This window comes from Streptomyces sp. NPDC052042, from assembly GCF_044548345.1.
Classification (GTDB): Bacteria; Actinomycetota; Actinomycetes; order Streptomycetales; family Streptomycetaceae; genus Streptomyces.
Genome location: NZ_JBIUBU010000011.1, coordinates 168732 through 185835, shown reverse-complemented (window position 1 = coordinate 185835; position 17104 = coordinate 168732). Strand labels below are relative to the sequence as shown.

General features: G+C 73.5%; 15 protein-coding genes and 1 pseudogene. 13 read left to right on the top strand and 3 right to left on the bottom strand.

The features are described from left to right. Positions 1–11 precede the first annotated feature (11 nt). The 8 genes and pseudogenes from ACIHCL_RS20110 to ACIHCL_RS20075 all read left to right on the top strand — a co-directional run bounded on the left by ACIHCL_RS20110 (position 12) and on the right by ACIHCL_RS20075 (position 7877). A complete protein-coding gene (locus ACIHCL_RS20110) occupies positions 12–968 on the top strand; it encodes a helix-turn-helix transcriptional regulator (RefSeq protein WP_399863551.1) in 957 nt (318 codons plus the stop codon). A gap of 28 nt (positions 969–996) precedes the next feature. Then, positions 997–1257, top strand: a complete 261-nt coding sequence (locus tag ACIHCL_RS20105) for a hypothetical protein (protein WP_399863725.1) — start codon at positions 997–999, stop codon at positions 1255–1257. A 444-nt stretch (positions 1258–1701) separates the two neighbouring features. After that, the gene (locus ACIHCL_RS20100; protein ID WP_399863549.1) at positions 1702–1893 is read left to right on the top strand and encodes a hypothetical protein; all 192 of its coding nucleotides are present in this window, start codon (positions 1702–1704) and stop codon (positions 1891–1893) included. A gap of 279 nt (positions 1894–2172) precedes the next feature. Beyond that, entirely contained in the window at positions 2173–2466 is a 294-nt protein-coding gene (gene tatA / locus ACIHCL_RS20095) for a Sec-independent protein translocase subunit TatA (protein WP_399863547.1), read from the top strand. 64 nt (positions 2467–2530) lie between these two features. Next, positions 2531–3481 (top strand): twin-arginine translocase subunit TatC, encoded by a 951-nt coding sequence (gene tatC / locus ACIHCL_RS20090; protein ID WP_399863545.1) that lies wholly within the window; start codon positions 2531–2533, stop codon positions 3479–3481. Between the two features lie 31 nt (positions 3482–3512). Beyond that, a pseudogene (locus ACIHCL_RS20085) lies at positions 3513–4428 on the top strand (YegS/Rv2252/BmrU family lipid kinase). Between the two features lie 64 nt (positions 4429–4492). Next, positions 4493–7321: a DEAD/DEAH box helicase gene (locus ACIHCL_RS20080; protein ID WP_399863722.1), complete on the top strand. Its 2829-nt coding sequence runs from the start codon at positions 4493–4495 to the stop codon at positions 7319–7321. Positions 7322–7454: 133 nt separating this feature from the next. Then, the gene (locus tag ACIHCL_RS20075) at positions 7455–7877 is read left to right on the top strand and encodes an SgcJ/EcaC family oxidoreductase (protein WP_399863543.1); all 423 of its coding nucleotides are present in this window, start codon (positions 7455–7457) and stop codon (positions 7875–7877) included. A 12-nt stretch (positions 7878–7889) separates the two neighbouring features. Here ACIHCL_RS20075 and ACIHCL_RS20070 read toward each other — a convergent pair whose 3' ends face one another. Further along, the gene (locus ACIHCL_RS20070; protein ID WP_399863541.1) at positions 7890–9407 is read right to left on the bottom strand and encodes a PucR family transcriptional regulator; all 1518 of its coding nucleotides are present in this window, start codon (positions 9405–9407) and stop codon (positions 7890–7892) included. A gap of 89 nt (positions 9408–9496) precedes the next feature. Here ACIHCL_RS20070 and ACIHCL_RS20065 point away from each other — a divergent pair, with 89 nt between their 5' ends. From ACIHCL_RS20065 to ACIHCL_RS20045, 5 genes are all read left to right on the top strand, one after another. Then, the gene (locus tag ACIHCL_RS20065; RefSeq protein WP_399863539.1) at positions 9497–10534 is read left to right on the top strand and encodes a DUF917 domain-containing protein; all 1038 of its coding nucleotides are present in this window, start codon (positions 9497–9499) and stop codon (positions 10532–10534) included. Next, complete coding sequence (locus tag ACIHCL_RS20060) at positions 10531–11871, top strand: hydantoinase/oxoprolinase N-terminal domain-containing protein (protein ID WP_399863536.1); 1341 nt, start codon at positions 10531–10533, stop codon at positions 11869–11871. Before ACIHCL_RS20065 ends, ACIHCL_RS20060 begins: the two co-directional genes overlap by 4 nt. A gap of 116 nt (positions 11872–11987) precedes the next feature. Then, complete coding sequence (locus ACIHCL_RS20055; RefSeq protein ID WP_399863533.1) at positions 11988–13421, top strand: purine-cytosine permease family protein; 1434 nt, start codon at positions 11988–11990, stop codon at positions 13419–13421. A gap of 51 nt (positions 13422–13472) precedes the next feature. Beyond that, positions 13473–15068 carry a hydantoinase/oxoprolinase N-terminal domain-containing protein gene (locus ACIHCL_RS20050; RefSeq protein WP_399863531.1) on the top strand — a complete coding sequence of 532 codons (1596 nt, stop codon included), beginning with the start codon at positions 13473–13475 and terminating at the stop codon, positions 15066–15068. Beyond that, on the top strand, positions 15061–16131 hold the full coding sequence (locus ACIHCL_RS20045) for a DUF917 domain-containing protein (RefSeq protein ID WP_399863530.1): 1071 nt from the start codon (positions 15061–15063) through the stop codon (positions 16129–16131). The genes ACIHCL_RS20050 and ACIHCL_RS20045 overlap by 8 nt, the downstream gene beginning before the upstream one ends. A gap of 122 nt (positions 16132–16253) precedes the next feature. Here ACIHCL_RS20045 and ACIHCL_RS20040 read toward each other — a convergent pair whose 3' ends face one another. Then, positions 16254–16748 (bottom strand): SPW repeat protein, encoded by a 495-nt coding sequence (locus ACIHCL_RS20040; protein ID WP_399863528.1) that lies wholly within the window; start codon positions 16746–16748, stop codon positions 16254–16256. 86 nt (positions 16749–16834) lie between these two features. Beyond that, complete coding sequence (locus ACIHCL_RS20035) at positions 16835–17044, bottom strand: hypothetical protein (protein WP_399863526.1); 210 nt, start codon at positions 17042–17044, stop codon at positions 16835–16837. Between the last annotated feature and the right edge of the window lie 60 nt (positions 17045–17104).

Sequence of the window (17104 nt, the reverse complement as noted above, 5' to 3'; positions counted from 1 at the left end):
GAGGCCCGTTCATGGCCACGAACGCGATCGATCAGACCCGCCGGATGCTCTCCCTGGTCACGTATCTGCGTGAGCGTCCCGGCGCCCATGTCCAGGACGTCGCCCGCGCCTTCGGGATCACCGAGGACGAACTGATCTCGGACCTCGATGTGCTGCCCATGTGCGGGACGAGCTTCCGCGGCGGCGACCTGCTGGACATCGACACCGACGGCGAGCGGATCTGGTGGCACAACCCGGACGACGTCGCGGCGCCGCTGCGGCTCGCGGCCGACGAGGCGACGGCGCTCCTGGTCGCCGCCCGCGCCGTGGCCACGCTGCCGGGCCTGCGCGAGAGCGACCGGCAGGCGCTGGTGCGGGCCACCGCCAAGCTGGAGACGGCGGCCGGCGAGGTCGGGGCGGCCAGTTCGCGGCTCTCGGTCACCTTCGAGTCCGAGGGCGGTGTCTTCGCGGAGGTCGACCGGGCCATCTCGGAGCGGCGCCGGCTGTGGCTGCGCTATTATTCGCCCGCGCGCGATGAGCTCACCGAGCGCGCGGTGGACCCGATCCGGCTGTTCACCATGGGGCACACCTACATGGAGGCGTGGTGCAGGGCCTCCGAGGGCCGGCGCACCTTCCGCCTCGACCGGGTCGCCGAGATCCGGCTGCTGGACGAGTCGGCCGCCCCGCCCGAGCTCGAACTGCGGGACCTGTCCGAGGGGCTGGTCCAGCCCTCGGCCGAGGACCCGGAAGTCGTGGTCGAGGTCGGCCCCGGAGGGCGGTGGGTCGCCGAGTACTACCCGCACGACACCGCCCGGGAACTGCCGGACGGCGGGCTGAGGATCACCCTGCGCACCCCCGACCCGGCTTCGCTGCGCAGACTCGCGCTGAGACTCGGCGGAGAGGGCCGCATCGTCTCCCCGCCGGAGCTGGCGCGGAGCGCCCAGGAGGCGGCACGTGCCGCACTCGCCGCCTATGACGACGCGGTCTGAGCGGACGATCGAGGGAGATATGAGCGACATGTTCGCGATTTCAGGCACGCCGACCGCGGTGGCTTCGGAGTCCGTACGCTTCAAGGCGGCCTGTCCGGACTGCCGGGAGCGGTTCGAACTGACGGCGGGCGCGATCCGGCTCGCCGTGGGCGCCAGCCGCCGCACCACGTTCTACTCCTTCACCTGCCCCGAGTGCGGCTCGGCCGTCCGCAAGCCCGCCGGGGAGCGGATAGTCGAGCTCCTCACGCACGGCGGCGTGCGGACGCTGCGCCTGCACAGGAGTCTGTAGTGCCGCATCAGGCAACGTTCGCCCCGTCGCGACGTCCGGCACGCCCTCTCGCCGCACCGGCCGAAAACCCGAGTACGGTCCAGTACGAGGGTTTCCGGCCGGCACACCGAGAGCACGCACCGGACGCGCTCCTCGACGGGCAAACGTTGCCTGCCGCGGCACCAGTGCCGCTCCCGGCAACGTCTGCCCCGTCGCGCCGCCCGGCGTGCACGCTCGCGGCGTTGGCCCAAAGCCCACGTAGCCTGCTAGGAGGACGATCCTCCGCAGTGCGACCGCACGTGCCGGGCGCCGCGCAGTCCGGCCGCCGGCCGGACGCCGCCGGTTCGAAGACGCGGCCCGATGCAGTGAACGGCACCGGCACCTCTTGGCGCGGGGGCCGGGGCTCAGGCCCCGCCCCGACTCCGTCCCCGAATCCGACGTTCTCGACACATAGAGGCTCTGCGCATGTTCTGGCCCATGCTCGCCATCGCCCTGGGGTTCCTCGGGATCGCCGTTCTGGGAGTGCTGGCCGTGAAGGTCTTCATCGAGGCCCAGCGCCTGGGACGGCAGGTGGCGCGGACCGCTCAGCGCGTCAGCCGCGCCGCGGAGGATCTCGAACGGGCCGCGACGGACCTCGCCGCCACGGGGCAGCGCTAGCACCGCCGTCCGCGGGGCCTCGGTATGCGCGACCACGCGTTCGTGTGAGGCCGTGACCGGTGGCGATCGGGTAGCCGGGGCGCGGCCTCCAGTTTCGCGGACTCGGGGGGTACGCTGCTCAAGCGGCCCGCAGAGCGAGGCGTGGGCCGTCACCGCAGGGACGCACGGGTCTTGATCCGAGTTCACACCTGCGGGATACGATCGCTGACAGTACGACGATCGGACGCCCGTTGTTCGATCCGCCCCACCCCCGCTGCCTCGGTGAGAAGGTACACGCTTATGTTCGGAAGAATCGGCGCTCCCGAGATCATCCTGATCCTCGTCGTTGTTGTTCTGCTGTTCGGCGCGAAGAAGCTTCCTGACATGGCTCGCTCGCTCGGCAAGTCGGCCCGCATCCTGAAGAGCGAGGCCAAGGCCATGAAGTCGGAGAGCGCTCCGTCGGCCACCCCGGCCGAGCCGGCGGACCATGACCCGGCCCGGGACCAGGCCGCCCCGCGCACCATCAAGGCCGCGCCGGGCGACGTGACCGGCTCCCGCCCGGTCACCGAGCCGACCGACTCGACCAACCGCTGACCGAAACGGGCCGACGCAGGCGCCGGGAGCGGTGATGGCCTGCTGCACGAGATGAGGACGTGGGTTGCTCAAGTCTTCCCGCAAGCAGGAGAAGGACCCAGAGGGCCGGATGCCCCTGGTGGAGCACCTGCGTGAGCTGCGTAACCGGTTGGCGAAGGGGCTGCTGGGGATCGTCGTCGTGACGATCGTCGCCGCCTTCTTCTACAAAGGGATCGTCGAGGTGTTCACCAGCCCGGTGCTGAAGTCGGTCGGGTGCACGTCGAGCTTCGCCGAACTCGCCAAGAGGGAGGACGGTACGTGTGCGCGCATCGTCCTGAACGGTCTGCTCACCCCGTTCACCCTGGCCCTCAAGGTGTCCCTGACGGCGGGCATCGTCGCCGCGTCACCGGTCTGGCTCTACCAGCTGTGGGCCTTCGTCGCGCCCGGGCTGCACAAGCACGAGAAGAAGTACTCCCTCGCCTTCGTGGGCGCGGGCTTCCCGCTCTTCGTGGCGGGCGGCTTCTTCGCGTACAAGACCCTGCCCACGATGGCGCGGGTGCTCCTGGACTTCTCGCCGGCCGATCTCGACAACCAGCTGCCGCTGGACGAACTGCTGGATCTGATCACGCGCATGGTCGTGGTCTTCGGACTCGCCTTCGAGCTGCCCCTGCTGCTCGTCATGCTGAACTTCGGCGGGATCCTCACCGGCAAGCGGATGCTCGGCTGGTGGCGGGGCATGATCATGGGCATCACGATCTTCTCCGCGGTGGCCACCCCCAGCACCGACCCCGTCACCATGCTGCTGCTCGCCGGACCGATCTGGGTCCTCTACTTCCTGGCCACGGCGATCTCCCTCGTCAACGACCGGCGCAAGGCACGGCGCGAGGCCGAGGGCCCGGACGACGACGAGGCGTCGGAGCTGGACCTCACCCCTGAGGACATCGGAGAGGTGGAGTCGGTCTCGTCCCGCAGCGCCCTGCCGCAGCAGGCGAGTCCGGACCGGGACCGGGTGAACGGTTACGACGACTTCACCTGACCTTGTAGGGCCCCCGACCTTGTAGGGTCCCCTGGGCCACCAGCGAGATCCCCTCTTCGTCAATCCCACCGCAGGACGCGGCCGGGGCGCGCGGCCCGCGCGCCCCGGCCGCGTCCGCGTTGAGGGAAGCGGGACACTCCGTGCGCACCATCCGCGGAGCGGACGCCGACGACGCGCTGCGGCGGGCCCGGGAGGCCGTCGCCGGGGGCACCGGCGTGCTGATAGCCGTCGGCGGGGACGGACTGATGTCCCTCGCGCTCCAGGCCGTCGCCGGGACGACGACCCCGCTCGGCGTCGTGGCCGTGGGCACCGGGAACGACTTCGCCCGCGCGCTGGGGGTGCCGGTCAGGGACCCGGCCGCCGCGGGACGGCTGGCCGCCGAGGCGCTCAGGGCCGGCGGCGTCCGGCAGATCGACCTGGGCAGGGTCGGGGAGCGGTGGTTCGGGTCCGTGCTCGCCTCCGGCTTCGACTCCCGGGTCAACGACCGCGGCAACCGTATGCGCTTCGCGGGCGGACGCTTCAGGTACGACCTCGCGGTCCTCGCCGAACTCGCCGCGTTCCGGCCCGTCCCCTACCGCCTGCGGCCGGACGACGGGCCGGTGCCGGAGATCGAGGCGACGCTCGTCGCCGTCGGCAACGGAACGTCGTACGGAGGCGGCATGCGGATCTGCGCGGACGCCGTCATGGACGACGGCCTCCTCGACGTGACCGTGGTGGGGGCCTGCACCCGCGCCACGCTCCTCCAGGTCTTCCCCCGGGTCTACCAGGGAACGCACCTCACCCACCCCGCGGTGACCGTGCACCGGGCCTCGTCGGTGGAACTGGCCGCCAGCGGTGCCACCGCGTACGCGGACGGTGAACCCCTGGGGCCGCTGCCGCTCACCGCGACATGTGTGCCCGGCGCGGTGAACGTGCTGCTCGGGCCCCGCGCCCCCGCCGGATCCTGAAGGCCCCCGCCGGATATTAAAGACAGGGTCGCTGTCGGTGGCGGCGGGTAGGCTCGTGGACAAGATGACAGAGGACCTCTCACCCGCTGAGCGATACCAGGCTTCTCGGATCCGTGCCGCCGAGCTGGCCACCGCACTCGCGCCCTTCCGGGAGCTCTACGCATTCGATCTGGACCCGTACCAGATCGAGGCATGCGAGGCACTGGAGGCCGGCAAGGGCGTGCTCGTCGCGGCGCCGACCGGCTCGGGCAAGACGATCGTCGGCGAGTTCGCCGTGCACCTGGCCCTCCGGCAGGGGCGCAAGTGCTTCTACACCACCCCGATCAAGGCCCTTTCCAACCAGAAGTTCGCCGACCTGGTCAAGCGCTACGGGCCGGAGAAGGTCGGCCTGCTGACCGGTGACAACAGCGTCAACGGCGATGCCCCCGTGGTCGTCATGACCACCGAGGTCCTGCGGAACATGCTGTACGCGGGCTCGCAGGCGCTGCGGGGCCTCGGCTACGTGGTGATGGACGAGGTGCACTACCTCTCCGACCGGTTCCGGGGCGCCGTCTGGGAAGAAGTGATCATCCACCTCCCGGAGTCCGTGACGCTGGTGTCGCTCTCGGCGACCGTGTCCAACGCGGAGGAGTTCGGCGACTGGCTGGACACCGTCCGCGGCGACACCGAGGTCATCGTCTCCGAACACCGCCCCGTGCCGCTCTGGCAGCACGTGCTCGCGGGCCGCCGGATGTACGACCTCTTCGAGGAGGAGAGCGACCACGGCGGTCGCGGCACCGCACGCCGCGAGGTCAACCCCGACCTCATCCGGCTCGGCCGGATGGAGAACCAGCGGACGTACAACCCGCGCGAGCGCCGCCGCGGCAAGATGATCCGCGAGGCGGACCGGGAGCGCGAGCGGCGCCAGCGCACCCGGATCTGGACCCCGTCCAGGCCCGAGGTCATCGACCGGCTCGACGCCGAGGGCCTGCTGCCCGCCATCACGTTCATCTTCAGCCGGGCGGGCTGCGAGTCGGCCGTGCAGCAGTGCCTGCACGCCGGACTGCGGCTCAACGACGAGGCGGGGCGCCGACTGGTCCGCGAGATCGTCGAGGAGCGGACGGCCTCCATCCCCGGCGAGGACCTGCACGTCCTGGGCTACTACGAGTGGCTCGAAGGGCTGGAACGGGGCATCGCCGCGCATCACGCCGGCATGCTGCCCACGTTCAAGGAGGTCGTCGAGGAGCTGTTCGTACGCGGCCTGGTCAAGGCGGTCTTCGCGACCGAGACCCTCGCCCTCGGCATCAACATGCCCGCGCGCTCGGTCGTGCTGGAGAAGCTCGTCAAGTGGAACGGCGAGCAGCACGCCGACATCACGCCCGGTGAGTACACCCAGCTGACCGGTCGGGCCGGACGGCGGGGGATCGACGTGGAGGGCCACGCCGTGGTCCTGTGGCAGCGCGGCATGGACCCGGCCTACCTGGCCGGGCTCGCGGGTACGCGCACCTACCCGCTGCGGTCCAGCTTCCGGCCCTCGTACAACATGGCCGTCAACCTGGTGCACCAGTTCGGCCGACACCGCTCGCGCGAACTGCTGGAGACCTCCTTCGCACAGTTCCAGGCCGACCGGTCCGTGGTCGGGATCTCCCGGCAGGTCCAGCGGAACGAGGAGGGGCTCGCGGGCTACCGCGAGGGCATGACCTGCCACCTCGGCGACTTCGTGGAGTACGCGCGGCTGCGCCGCGAGCTCAAGGAGCGGGAGAACGAACTCGCCAAGCGGGGCGCGACCCAGCGGCGGGCGGAGGCGGCGGCCTCCCTGGAGAAGCTGAGGCCCGGCGATGTCATCCACGTGCCCACCGGCAAGTTCGCCGGGCTGGCGCTGGTCCTCGACCCCGGGCTTCCGGCCGGCCGGGCCAACGGGCACCGGGGGCTCGAATACCACGACGGGCCGCGGCCGTTGGTGCTGACCGCCGAACGGCAGGTGAAGCGGCTCGCCCCGATCGACTTCCCGGTTCCCGTACAGGCGCTGGAGCGGATGCGGGTGCCGAAGTCGTTCAACGCGCGCTCGCCGCAGTCGCGCCGCGATCTGGCCTCCGCCCTGCGGACCAAGGCCGGGCACATCAGCCCGGAGCGGCACCGCAAGGGGCGGTCCCCGGCCGCCGACGACCGGGAGATAGCCCGCCTGAGAGCGGCCCTGCGCGCACACCCGTGCCACGGGTGCGACGAGCGCGAGGACCATGCCCGATGGGCCGAGCGCTACCACCGCCTCCAGCGCGACACCCGGCAGTTGGAGCGCCGCGTCGAGGGCCGTACGAACACGATCGCGCGCACCTTCGACCGCATCGTCGCCCTGCTCTCCGAGCTCGACTATCTGCGGGGCGAGGAGGTCACCGAGCACGGACGGCGACTCGCCCGGCTCTACGGGGAGTTGGACCTGCTGGCCAGTGAATGCCTGCGGGACGGCGTGTGGGAAGGACTGAACCCGGCTGAACTCGCCGCCTGCGTCTCGGCCTTGGTGTACGAGGCACGCCAGGCCGACGACGCGGTGGCCCCCAAGCTGCCGTCGGGACGCGTACGGACCGCGATGGGAGAGATGGTCCGGATCTGGGGTCGGCTCGACGCCCTGGAGGAGGATTTCAAGATCAACCAGGCGGAGGGGGTCGGGCAGCGCGAGCCCGATCTGGGATTCGCCTGGGCCGTCTACACGTGGGCGTCCGGACACACGCTGGACGAGGTGCTGAGCGAAGCGGACATGCCCGCGGGGGACTTCGTCCGCTGGTGCAAGCAGGTGATCGACGTGCTGGGCCAGATCGAGGCCGCGGCTCCCCGGGACGGCAGCACCGTGGCGCGGAGCGCCCGCAAGGCGATGGACGCGGTGCTGCGCGGCGTCGTCGCCTACAGTTCTCTGGGGTGAGGCGCGCCGCGCAGCGAGGAACGGGTGGGCGGTCCCGTGAGCCCGGAAGCCGGGGCCGTCCGGACGGTCGGAATGGCCCGGGCGGTGCCGATGCCCCGACTCCCTTGACCTCAAGTGCGGTTGAGATCCCAGGATGGTCCACATGGACACCGACACCATGGAATCCGAGACCAGGGCCATCGAGCGGGTGGTGGCCGAGGTCGAGCGCGCTCAGCGGGCCAAGGACGTCGAGGGATTCCTCGCGCTCTTCCACCCGGACGCCGTCTGGACGACCGCCCACGGCAAGGTCCTCATCGGCCTCGACGCGATCGCCGCGTTCACCCGCGCCGTGCTCCCCGCCGCGAACTGGAGCGGTGACGTCACCTACCAGGCGATCCACACGCGGTTCCTGCGGCCCGATGTCGCGGCGGTCAAGGTCCGGCAGGTCCACCACGCGGCCGGAGGCGAGGCCGGGGGAGACGCGGAAGGCGCCCCACTGTATGTCATGACCCGTCAGCGCGACGGGAGATGGCTGCTGCACGCGGGCCAGAACACGGAGGTACGCACCGACCGGTGACCGCCGCCGCGGTCAGCCGCCGGCGGCGGGCGGTTCGTCGTGCGGCGCGGACAGGCTCGCACGGCAGGCCAGTTGGAGGGCGAGGCGGACGTCCGGATCGCCCAGCTCGGCACCCGTCAGCCGGACGACCTTGCGGATGCGGGCGCCCACCGCGTTGCGGTGCAGATGCAGTGCCTCGGCGGCGCACGCCGGCGAGTTGTTGTGGTCCAGATAGCCCTGGAGGGTGCGCAGCAGTGGCTCGGCGCGCTCCGGACCCAACGCCAGTACGGGGGCGAGGAGTTCGGCGACCGCCTCGCGCGCGGTGTCGGAGGCGTACCACTCCAGCAGCATCCGGTCGAGCCCCACCGCGTCGTGCGCGGCCACCGACGGCCCGGTACCGCGCGGCACGGCCGCCCGCGCCTCACGGGCCGAGGTGCGGATGCCCAGCGGTCCCCGGTGGGGAGAGCCCACACCGCAGCGGAGCCCGGCCTCCGGACGCAGCCCGGCCAGGCGGTCCACCACGCGCCGGGCCCGGGCCAGGGTGGCGCGCCGCCCGTCCGCCCCCGGGTCGGCGGGCCAGGTGCTCAGCAGGACGAGGGCGTCGTCGACCAGGGCGGCGTTCCACTGCACCGCGTCGGCGGCCGACGGCGCCGCGGCGGTCGGGTGCGCCGCCGGCCCGTCCCAGGACCGCAGCAGCGTCAGCGCTCGGGACATCACCGCGTCCAGCGCCTTCGGCCGGTCGGCGGCGTCCAGGCCGCCGGCCTCCACCCGCAGCGCGATGTGCCAGCCGTCCACCGGCAGCGCGAGCGCCCGGCCCCGCGCGGCCAGCCGGGCTGCCTGGTCGCGCGGGGCCACGAGCAGTTCGGCGAGCAGCCGGCCCCGGGAGCGCACGGGGACGTCGCCGTGGCCGCCGCCCGCCGCGGCGAGGGCCGCCAGGGCCAGCACGGAGCGCACCGCCGACCCGGCGTGACCGGGGCGGGGCGGGGCCGCGAGCCGGATCTCGCCGTCGGGACCGGCCGCCGCAGCACCCTCCTCGCCCGGTCCCGCCGCCCGCAGCTCCACGGTTACGCCCAGCGCCCGGGACGCCGCCTCGGCCACCCGCCGCGGGTCGCCCGCGGCCGCCGTCACCTCCCGCGCGGCGGTGGCCACCCGGGCCAGCGCGTCCGCGGCCGATCCAGCCACCGCCCGCTCCACCGCCACCACGAGGGCGGCGAGGTCCCCTCCGGCGTACAGCACCGCCACCCGGCCCCGCTCGGCGAGCGCACGGGCGGTGGCCGTCACCTCGGCGGGCAGCCCGTGCGGCGCCTCGACCACCCCCGTCAGGACCAGCGCGGCCGCCCCGGCCGCCGCGGCGTCCCGCACCGCCACGTCCAGCAGGTGTCCGGGCAGCGGCGCCAGCAGCACGGCGACCGTCCCGGCGGGCAGGGCGGCGAGCCCGTCCGGGCGCGGCTCCAGGCGCACCCCCGTCACCTCTACCGCGTCCAGCGGTCCGACCAGCGGGCGGAGCCCGTCCAGGCCGGGGGAGGAGAGCAGTTCCAGGATGTTCGGCATCGCACCAGTGTGCCGCCGGCACACCGGCGGGGCGAAGAGGGGGCCGATGGCCCAGGCGACCCGCCTTGCGCCTCCCTAGGCTGGAACGCATGCACGTGGACGCCGGAGCACTCGCCGACTTCGCGCGGGGCTGTGCCGTCCTGGGCTCAGGGGGCGGCGGCCCCGCCGATGTGACCCTGCCCATCGCCGGACAGGCGATCGAGGATTGCGGTCCGGTGCGCGTCGCCGAACCGGCCGAGCTGCCCGCCGACGCCCTGGTCATGCCGGTCGGGCTGGTGGGTTCCCCCGCGGTCGCCGCCGAGCGGATCGGCGGCCGGGACGAGCCCGCGCGGCTGCGCGCCCGCTTCGAGAGCCTGCACGGAACCCCGGTGGCCGCGGTGATGAGCAGCGAGATCGGCGGCCTCAACGGGTGCGTCGCCCTGGCCTGGGCGGCCCGGCTGGGGCTGCCGCTGCTCGACGCCGACTCGATGGGCCGCGCCTTTCCCCGCATGGACCAGAACGTCCTGGAGCTGGCCGGACTGCGCCCCTGCCCGGCCGTCCTCGTCGACGAGCTGGGGCGCACCGTCGTCGTCGACGGCGTCGACGGCGCCCACCTCGAACACTTCGTCCGCGCCGCCCTCGACGCCTTCGGCGGGCGCGCCGCGTCCGCCGACTACCCGCTCACCGCCGGTCAGGCGGCCCGCCACGCCGTCACCGGATCGGTCACGCGGGCGCTCGCCCTCGGCCGCGGCGAAGGGCCCGAGCCACTGCTCACCGGCAAGGTCTCCGCAGTCCGCCGGTACTCCGCCCAGGACGCCGACGGCGACGACGCCACCGCCGTCCTGCTGGAGGGCGCCGGCCCGGACACCGGACGGCTGGTCCTCGTCGAGGCCCGCAGCGAGTTCGTCGCCGCCCTGGAGGACGGCACCCCCCTCGCCGTCGTCCCGGACGTGATCGCCCTGGTCGACGTGGCCACCGGCTGGGCCGTCCCGGTCGAGGAGGTCCGCTACGGGCTGCGCGTCCGCCTCGTCACGCTGCCCTCCGCCCCCGTCTGGTACACACCGGACGGCCTGCGGCTGGCCGGCCCGTCCGCCTTCGGCCTCCCGGGGCTCGCCCCCGGCCGACGGTCCGAGGGAGGCACGTCATGATCCTCGGCGTGGACGTCGGGCCCACCAACACCGACGCCGTCCTGCTCGACGACGGCCGGGCGGTGCGGGCCGTCAAGGTCCCCTCGCTCGCCGGTGACGCCATCGGCTCGCTGGCCGCCGCGGTTCGCGCGCTCCCCGCCGAGCCCCGGCGCCGGGCCACCCAGCTCGCCGTGGGGCTGCGGGTCGCCGCCCGCGCGGTCCGGGAGCGGGAGGGGCTGGCCCGGGTCGGGGTGCTGCGGGTAGGGGGCGCCGCCGCGGACGCCGTCCGGCCGCTCTTCGGCTGGCCCCCGGCGCTGCGCGACGCGGTGTGCGCCGGCATCGCGAACGTGCGCGGCGGCGGGGGGCTGTCCCCCCGCGACGCCACCCCGCTCGACCGGGACGCCGTCGCCCGGTTCGGTGCCTCGCTCGCGGGACGCGCCGAGGCATTCGCCATCACCTCGGTGTTCTCGCCGGTCGACGGCGGCCAGGAACGGGAGGCCGCCGAGATCCTGCGCGCCGAGACCGGTCCGGACACCACCGTCCTGCTCTCCAGCGACGTCGGCACCCTCAGCCTGCTCGCCCGCGAGAACGCCACCGTCCTCGACGCCGCCCTGTCCGTGCTCGTGGCACGGGTCGCCGACGAACTGGCCGAGACCCTGCCGCGCCTCGGCCTCGCGCCCGGCGCCGCCGTGCTCGTCACCCGAAGCGACGGCACGCTCATGAGCCTGGAGTACCTGCGCCGTCAGCCCGGGCTCAGCCTGGGCAGCGGCCCGGCCTGCACCATCCGCGGCGCCGGGCTCCTGGCCGGTCTCGGCGACGCCGTGGTCGCCGACATCGGCGGTCGCCGCGCCCGGGTCGGCGCCCTGACCGGCGGATACCCGCAGGAGGCCGGACCCGGCGAACGCTTCGGCGGCGTACCCGTCAGCCTGCGCTTCCCGGACCTGATCACCGTGCCCGCCGACGCGCACCGCGACCTGGCCGAGGCCGCCGACCGGATGCGCCCCGCGCCCGGACTCCTGCCGCTGATCCTGGTGGGCGGCGGCGCGGGTGGTGTGCCCGGCCGCGTACTGGCCGGATTCGACGTCGTACGGCCCGAGCACGGCGATGTCGCCGGGGCGTTCGGGGCGGCGGCCAGCCCGGTCGGCGGCCAGTACGACCGCATCGTCACTCGCGGTCCCGGCCGCCGGCTCGACGCCGTACGCGACGAGGTGCGCGATCTGGCGAGGGCCGGAGCCGTACGGGCCGGTGCCGACCCCCGGCGCGTGGAGACCCGGTCCGAACCGGATCTGCCGGTGCCGTATCTGCCGGGCGCGGTGCTCCTGCGCGCCCGGGCCGCGGGACCGCCCCTCCCGCTCTGACCCCCACGGTTCTCCCCCCGGGAGCATCCGACCGCCTCCGCGGAGCAGCCCACCGCCGTGCTGCCGTGCCGCCCCTCCCTGCCCCCGTCCGCCCCCGCCACCCGAGGACCGTCCCCATGACCCAGCAGTCCGCGACGCGGCCCCAGCCGCAGCCGCCCGCACACGAGCCCGAGCCCCCGGCGCAGGACGAGGACTACCCGCTGGAGCGCGTGCCCCGCGCGGCCCGCTACTCCTGGTTCAACGTCGCCGTGCAGCGTTTCGGCCAGCTCTCCGACCTGACCCAGTTCCTGCTGGGCGCCACGCTCGGCGCCGGCCTCTCCTTCTGGGGCGCGTTCTGGGCGTTCACGCTCGGCTCGGTGATCCTTGAGGTCGTCTGCATCTTCGTCGGCATCGCCGGGATGAGAGAGGGGCTCTCCACCTCGATGCTGGTCCGCTGGACCGGCTTCGGCCGCTACGGCTCCACCCTCATCGGGCTCGTCATCGCGGTCAGCCTGTTCGGCTGGTTCGGCGTGCAGACGGCGGTGTTCGCGGCCGGGCTCCACTCCATCGTGCCCGCGCTGCCCCTGTGGGCCTGGTGCCTGGTCTGCGGCCTCGGCGTCACGGCACTGGTCCTGCGCGGCTTCCGCGTCATGGGCTGGACCGCCTTCGTCACCGTTCCCGCCTTCCTCGGCCTCGCCGGCTGGGCCATGGCCGTCGAGTTCTCCCGCCACCACATCGGCGACCTGGTGACGGCCGCCCCGTTCGGTGCCCACCTCTCCGTGGCCACCGGCGCGACCATCGTGGCCGGCTCGTACATCGTCGGCGCGGTCACCACCCCCGACATGACCCGCTTCAACCGCAACACCGGCGACGTGGTCAAGCAGACCGTCGTCGGCATCAGCCTCGGCGAGTACGTCCTGGGGCTCGGCGGCGTGCTGCTCGCCTACGCGGTGAAGTCCTCCGACCTGATCGCCATCATCACCTCCTCCTCCGGGGTCATCGGCGTCATCGTCCTGGTCTCCGCCACCGTGAAGATCAACAATTGGAATCTGTACTCGTCGTCGCTGGGCCTGATCGGTGCCGTCGAGGCGCTGTTCAAGGTCCGGCTGCACCGGGTGGGCACGACCGTCGTCATCGGCGTGCTCGGCAGCCTCGCCGCGGCGGCCGGGATCCTGGACCGGTTCACCGAGTTCCTCACGGTTCTCGGCGTCCTCACCCCGCCGGTCGCCGGGATCATGGTCGCCGAGTACTTCGTGGTGAAGAAGTGGCGCCCGCAGCTCGACGCCTCGCGCGCCGTGGGACGGCTGCCCGAGACGGAACCGAGCTGGGTTCCGGCCACGATCGCCCTGTGGGCCGTCGCCTCCCTGTTCGGCTGGCTCGGCGACCACTACCAGTGGTGGGGGATACCGGCGCTCAACTCCCTGCTGCTGGCCGGGCTCGGCTATGCCGTCATCGGCAAGCTCGGCCTGGTGCGCGGCGCCCGCGATCTGCCGTTCGCCCAGCCCGCGCGGCCTGCCGCGGCGATCGAGGCGGAGCGGGACGCGGCCCGGACGCAGAGCGCCCCCGCCTGACCCGCGGACCGCACCCGACACCCCACCCCCTACGAAAGACGGACACCCACCATGCGCATCGGAATCGACGTCGGAGGCACCAACACCGACGCCGCCCTCCTGGGGGACGACGACCGGATCCTCGCGACCGCGAAGACCCCCACCACCTCCGACATCACCTCCGGGGTCACCACGGCGATCCGGGCCCTGGACCCGCCGCAGCAGGACGTCACCGCCGTCATGATCGGCACCACGCACTTCCTGAACGCCCTGATCGAGGGGGCCCGTCTCGCTCCCGTCGCGGCGGTGCGCCTGGGCCTGCCGGCCACGGCCGCCCTGCCCCCGATGACCGACTGGCCGGAGCGCCAGCGGGCGGCCGTCGGCGGACACGGCTACCTCTGCCACGGAGGGCGGGAGTTCGACGGGCGCCCGCTGTCGCCGCTCGACCCGGACGAACTGAAGCGCACCGCCGCCGACATCGCCGCGCGCGGACTGACCTCGGTGGCCGTCTCCTCGGTGTTCTCCCCGGTGGCGGAGGAGGACGAGCGCCGGGCCGCCGAGATCCTCGGGGCGGAACTGGGGCCGGACGTCCACTTCTCGCTCTCCCACGAACTGGGACGCGTCGGGCTGCTCGCCCGTGAGAACGCCACGATCATCAACGCGGCCCTGCGCGATCTCGCCACCGCGATCGTCGAGTCCTTCGCCACGTCGCTCGCCGATGTCTCGCTGACCGCGCCGTTCTTCCTGTCGCAGAACGACGGCACCCTGATGGACGTGGACTTCGCCCGCGCCTACCCGGTGGCGACGTTCGCCTCCGGACCCACCAACTCGATGCGCGGCGCGGCGTTCCTGTCCGGCCTCGGCGACTGCGCGGTCGTGGACGTCGGCGGCACCACCGCCGACGTCGGCATCCTGATCGGCGGCTTCCCGCGCGAGGCGGCCGGGGAGAGCGAGGCCGCGGGCATCCGCACCAACTTCCGCATCCCCGACGTGCTGTCGCTCGGCATCGGCGGCGGATCCCTGGTGTCGGCCGACGGCGAGACAGGTCCCCGCTCGGTGGGCTACCGGCTCACCGAGGAGGCGCTGGTCTTCGGCGGATCCACGCTGACCGCCACGGACCTCGCGGTCGCCGCGGGCCGCGCGGACATCGGCGACCGCTCCCGCGTCGCGCACCTGGACCCGGCCTTCACCGCCCGGGCCCTCGACCGGATCGCCGAACGCCTGGCGGAGACCGTCGACCGGATGCGCACCGCGCCGGGGGCGCTGCCGGTCGTCGCGGTGGGCGGCGGCAGCGTGCTGGTGCCCTCGTCCCTGCCGGGCTTCGACGATGTGCGGCGCCCCGGCCACTTCGATGTCGCCAACGCCGTGGGCGCCGCCATAGCCCAGGTCGGCGGGGAGGTGGACCGGGTCTTCCGGGTCCCCGACGGACGCCGGGACGCCGTGCTCGCCGAGGCGCGCGAGGAGGCCGTCGCACGGGCCGAGAGCGCGGGCGCCCGGCCCGGCACCGTCCGCATCGTCGACGTGGAGGAGGTCCCGCTGGCCTACCTGCCCGGCGGTGCGACCCGGATCCGGGTCAAGGCGGTCGGCGACCTCGACCTGAACGGCATCGGCACCACCCGCGCCCCGGCCGGGGCGCCCGACACCCTCGGAGCAGCGTCACATGCGTGAGATCACCCTCGACAACCTGGACGACATCGCGCGCGGCGCGGGCATCCTCGGCACCGGTGGGGGAGGCGACCCCTACATCGGCAAGCTGCTGGCGCGGGAGGCCATCCGCCGCCACGGGCCGGTCCGGCTCGTCTCCTTCGACGAGGTCCCGGCCGACGCGACCGTCGTTCCCGTCTCCGGCATGGGGGCACCGACGGTCCTGCTGGAACGCGTCCCGGCCGGGGGCGAGGAGGTGGCCGCGCTGCGCGCCCTGGAGAGGCACATCGGCCGCTCCGCCACCCACATCGCGCCGATCGAGGTCGGCGGCGTGAACTCCATGCTGCCCATCGCCTGCGCCGCCCAGGCGGGTCTGCCGCTGATCGACGGGGACGCCATGGGCCGGGCGTTCCCCGAGGCGCAGATGGTACTGCCCGGACTGATCGGGGTGGCCAACACCCCGATGGCGCTCGCCGACGACAAGGGCAACACGGTCATCGTCGACGCCGTCTCCAACCACGCGGCCGAGCGCATCGCCCGCGCGGTCTGCGTGGAACTCGGCTGCCAGATCTCCAGCGCCGACACCGTGATGCGGGGCGACCAGCTCGCCGACGGGCTCGTCCCCGCCACGCTCACGCTCGCCGAGCGACTCGGCACGGCCGTCCGTGAGGCGCGCGCCGCACACGAGGACCCGGTGCGGGCGGCCCGCGCCATGCTGTCCGGCAGCCATCTGCTGACCGGCAAGGTCGTGGACGTCAGCCGCCGTACCGAGGGCGGCTTCGCCCGGGGGAGCGCCCGGATCGAGGGGGTGGGCGGGGACACCGGCCGGTTCCTCGAACTCGGCTTCCAGAACGAGCACCTGCTCGCCACCCGGGACGGCGAGACGGTCGCCACCACCCCCGACCTCATCTGCGTGCTGGACACCGACACCGGTGACCCGGTGACCACGGAGGGCCTGCGGTACGGGCTGCGCGTCAGCGTGCTGGCGGCGCCCTGCGACCCGCGCTGGACCACCCCGGGCGGTCTGGCCCTGGCCGGACCGCGGTACTTCGGGTACGACGTGGACTATCTGCCGTTTTGCCGGTGACACGGGCCCCGGGCACGGTCGGCCGGTCCGCCTCCCGCGGACCGGCCGACCGTCGGTTCGTGCCGACCGTCGGTTCGTGCCGACCGTCGGTTCGTGCCGACCGTCGGTTCGTGCCGGTCTGATCAGGCCGGTCGGTCGGCTCGGGCCGGCCGCTCGGTTCGGGCCGCTCGCCTCCGGGTCGTGCGCCTGCCGGACTGCATCGACGCGCCCGCGCAGACCAGCCCGAGCAGCAGGGTCAGTGCGCCGATGATGACGTTGTTCAGGACCACACCGAGGCTCGGGGCACTGCCGACGACCCAGGTCGAGATGATCATCCAGATGCCCATGGCGCAGATGGCCCAGCTCAGGCCGTACATCCGCTCCGGCATGGCGGTGAACCCGAGACCCAGTACCGCGATCGCGATACCCATGATCAGGTTGTGCGTCGACAGCCTGGGCTGGGCCCCCAGGAAATTGACCACCCAGGGAGAGATGGCGCAGTAGAGACCGACGAGGAACACCGGTGCGTCCACGAGCGCCACGTCCCGCCCGCCCAACACGCGGGCGTAGCGGTCACGCATTTCGGAAACATCGGGGTGACCGGCCAGATCGTGGCCGGTGTGCGAGAGGTTCGACATGGGGTTCGTCTCCTTCGCTTCCGCGGACCCGGCCGCCTCTTCCGTGCGAGAGCGGCCCGCTCTGCCATTCTGCTCTTATATGCCCCTTATGTGTAGTTCTGGGGTGGGTGGGCGCCCGGAGAATCGGAACGCGTGCCGGGCGAGGACCCGTCCCGCCGCTCCGCCGGGGCCACCAGGGCGGCCGTCCGCCGCACCCCGTCCGTCCCGTACCCGGAGGGCGGAACGTGCGGCGGTCCGGTCCGGCGCACCGGAAGCGCGCCGTACCCGTACACGGCACCGGCCAGTGCGCCGGTCACCGCCGCGACCGTGTCCGTCTCCGTAGCCGTATCTGTTTCCGTCTCCGTCTCCGTGTCCCG

Bases quoted from the DNA above. Each gene is read 5' to 3' on its own strand.
- ACIHCL_RS20075 (WP_399863543.1), top strand. From the start codon at position 7,455: ATGGTCCACATGGACACCGACACCATGGAATCCGAGACCAGGGCCATC.
- ACIHCL_RS20065 (WP_399863539.1), top strand. From the start codon at position 9,497: ATGCACGTGGACGCCGGAGCACTCGCCGACTTCGCGCGGGGCTGTGCC.
- ACIHCL_RS20045 (WP_399863530.1), top strand. From the start codon at position 15,061: ATGCGTGAGATCACCCTCGACAACCTGGACGACATCGCGCGCGGCGCG.
- ACIHCL_RS20040 (WP_399863528.1), bottom strand. From the start codon at position 16,748: ATGTCGAACCTCTCGCACACCGGCCACGATCTGGCCGGTCACCCCGAT.
- ACIHCL_RS20070 (WP_399863541.1), bottom strand. From the start codon at position 9,407: ATGCCGAACATCCTGGAACTGCTCTCCTCCCCCGGCCTGGACGGGCTC.
- ACIHCL_RS20080 (WP_399863722.1), top strand. From the start codon at position 4,493: ATGACAGAGGACCTCTCACCCGCTGAGCGATACCAGGCTTCTCGGATC.
- ACIHCL_RS20105 (WP_399863725.1), top strand. From the start codon at position 997: ATGTTCGCGATTTCAGGCACGCCGACCGCGGTGGCTTCGGAGTCCGTA.
- ACIHCL_RS20100 (WP_399863549.1), top strand. From the start codon at position 1,702: ATGTTCTGGCCCATGCTCGCCATCGCCCTGGGGTTCCTCGGGATCGCC.
- ACIHCL_RS20055 (WP_399863533.1), top strand. From the start codon at position 11,988: ATGACCCAGCAGTCCGCGACGCGGCCCCAGCCGCAGCCGCCCGCACAC.
- ACIHCL_RS20110 (WP_399863551.1), top strand. From the start codon at position 12: ATGGCCACGAACGCGATCGATCAGACCCGCCGGATGCTCTCCCTGGTC.
- tatA (WP_399863547.1), top strand. From the start codon at position 2,173: ATGTTCGGAAGAATCGGCGCTCCCGAGATCATCCTGATCCTCGTCGTT.
- ACIHCL_RS20050 (WP_399863531.1), top strand. From the start codon at position 13,473: ATGCGCATCGGAATCGACGTCGGAGGCACCAACACCGACGCCGCCCTC.
- ACIHCL_RS20060 (WP_399863536.1), top strand. From the start codon at position 10,531: ATGATCCTCGGCGTGGACGTCGGGCCCACCAACACCGACGCCGTCCTG.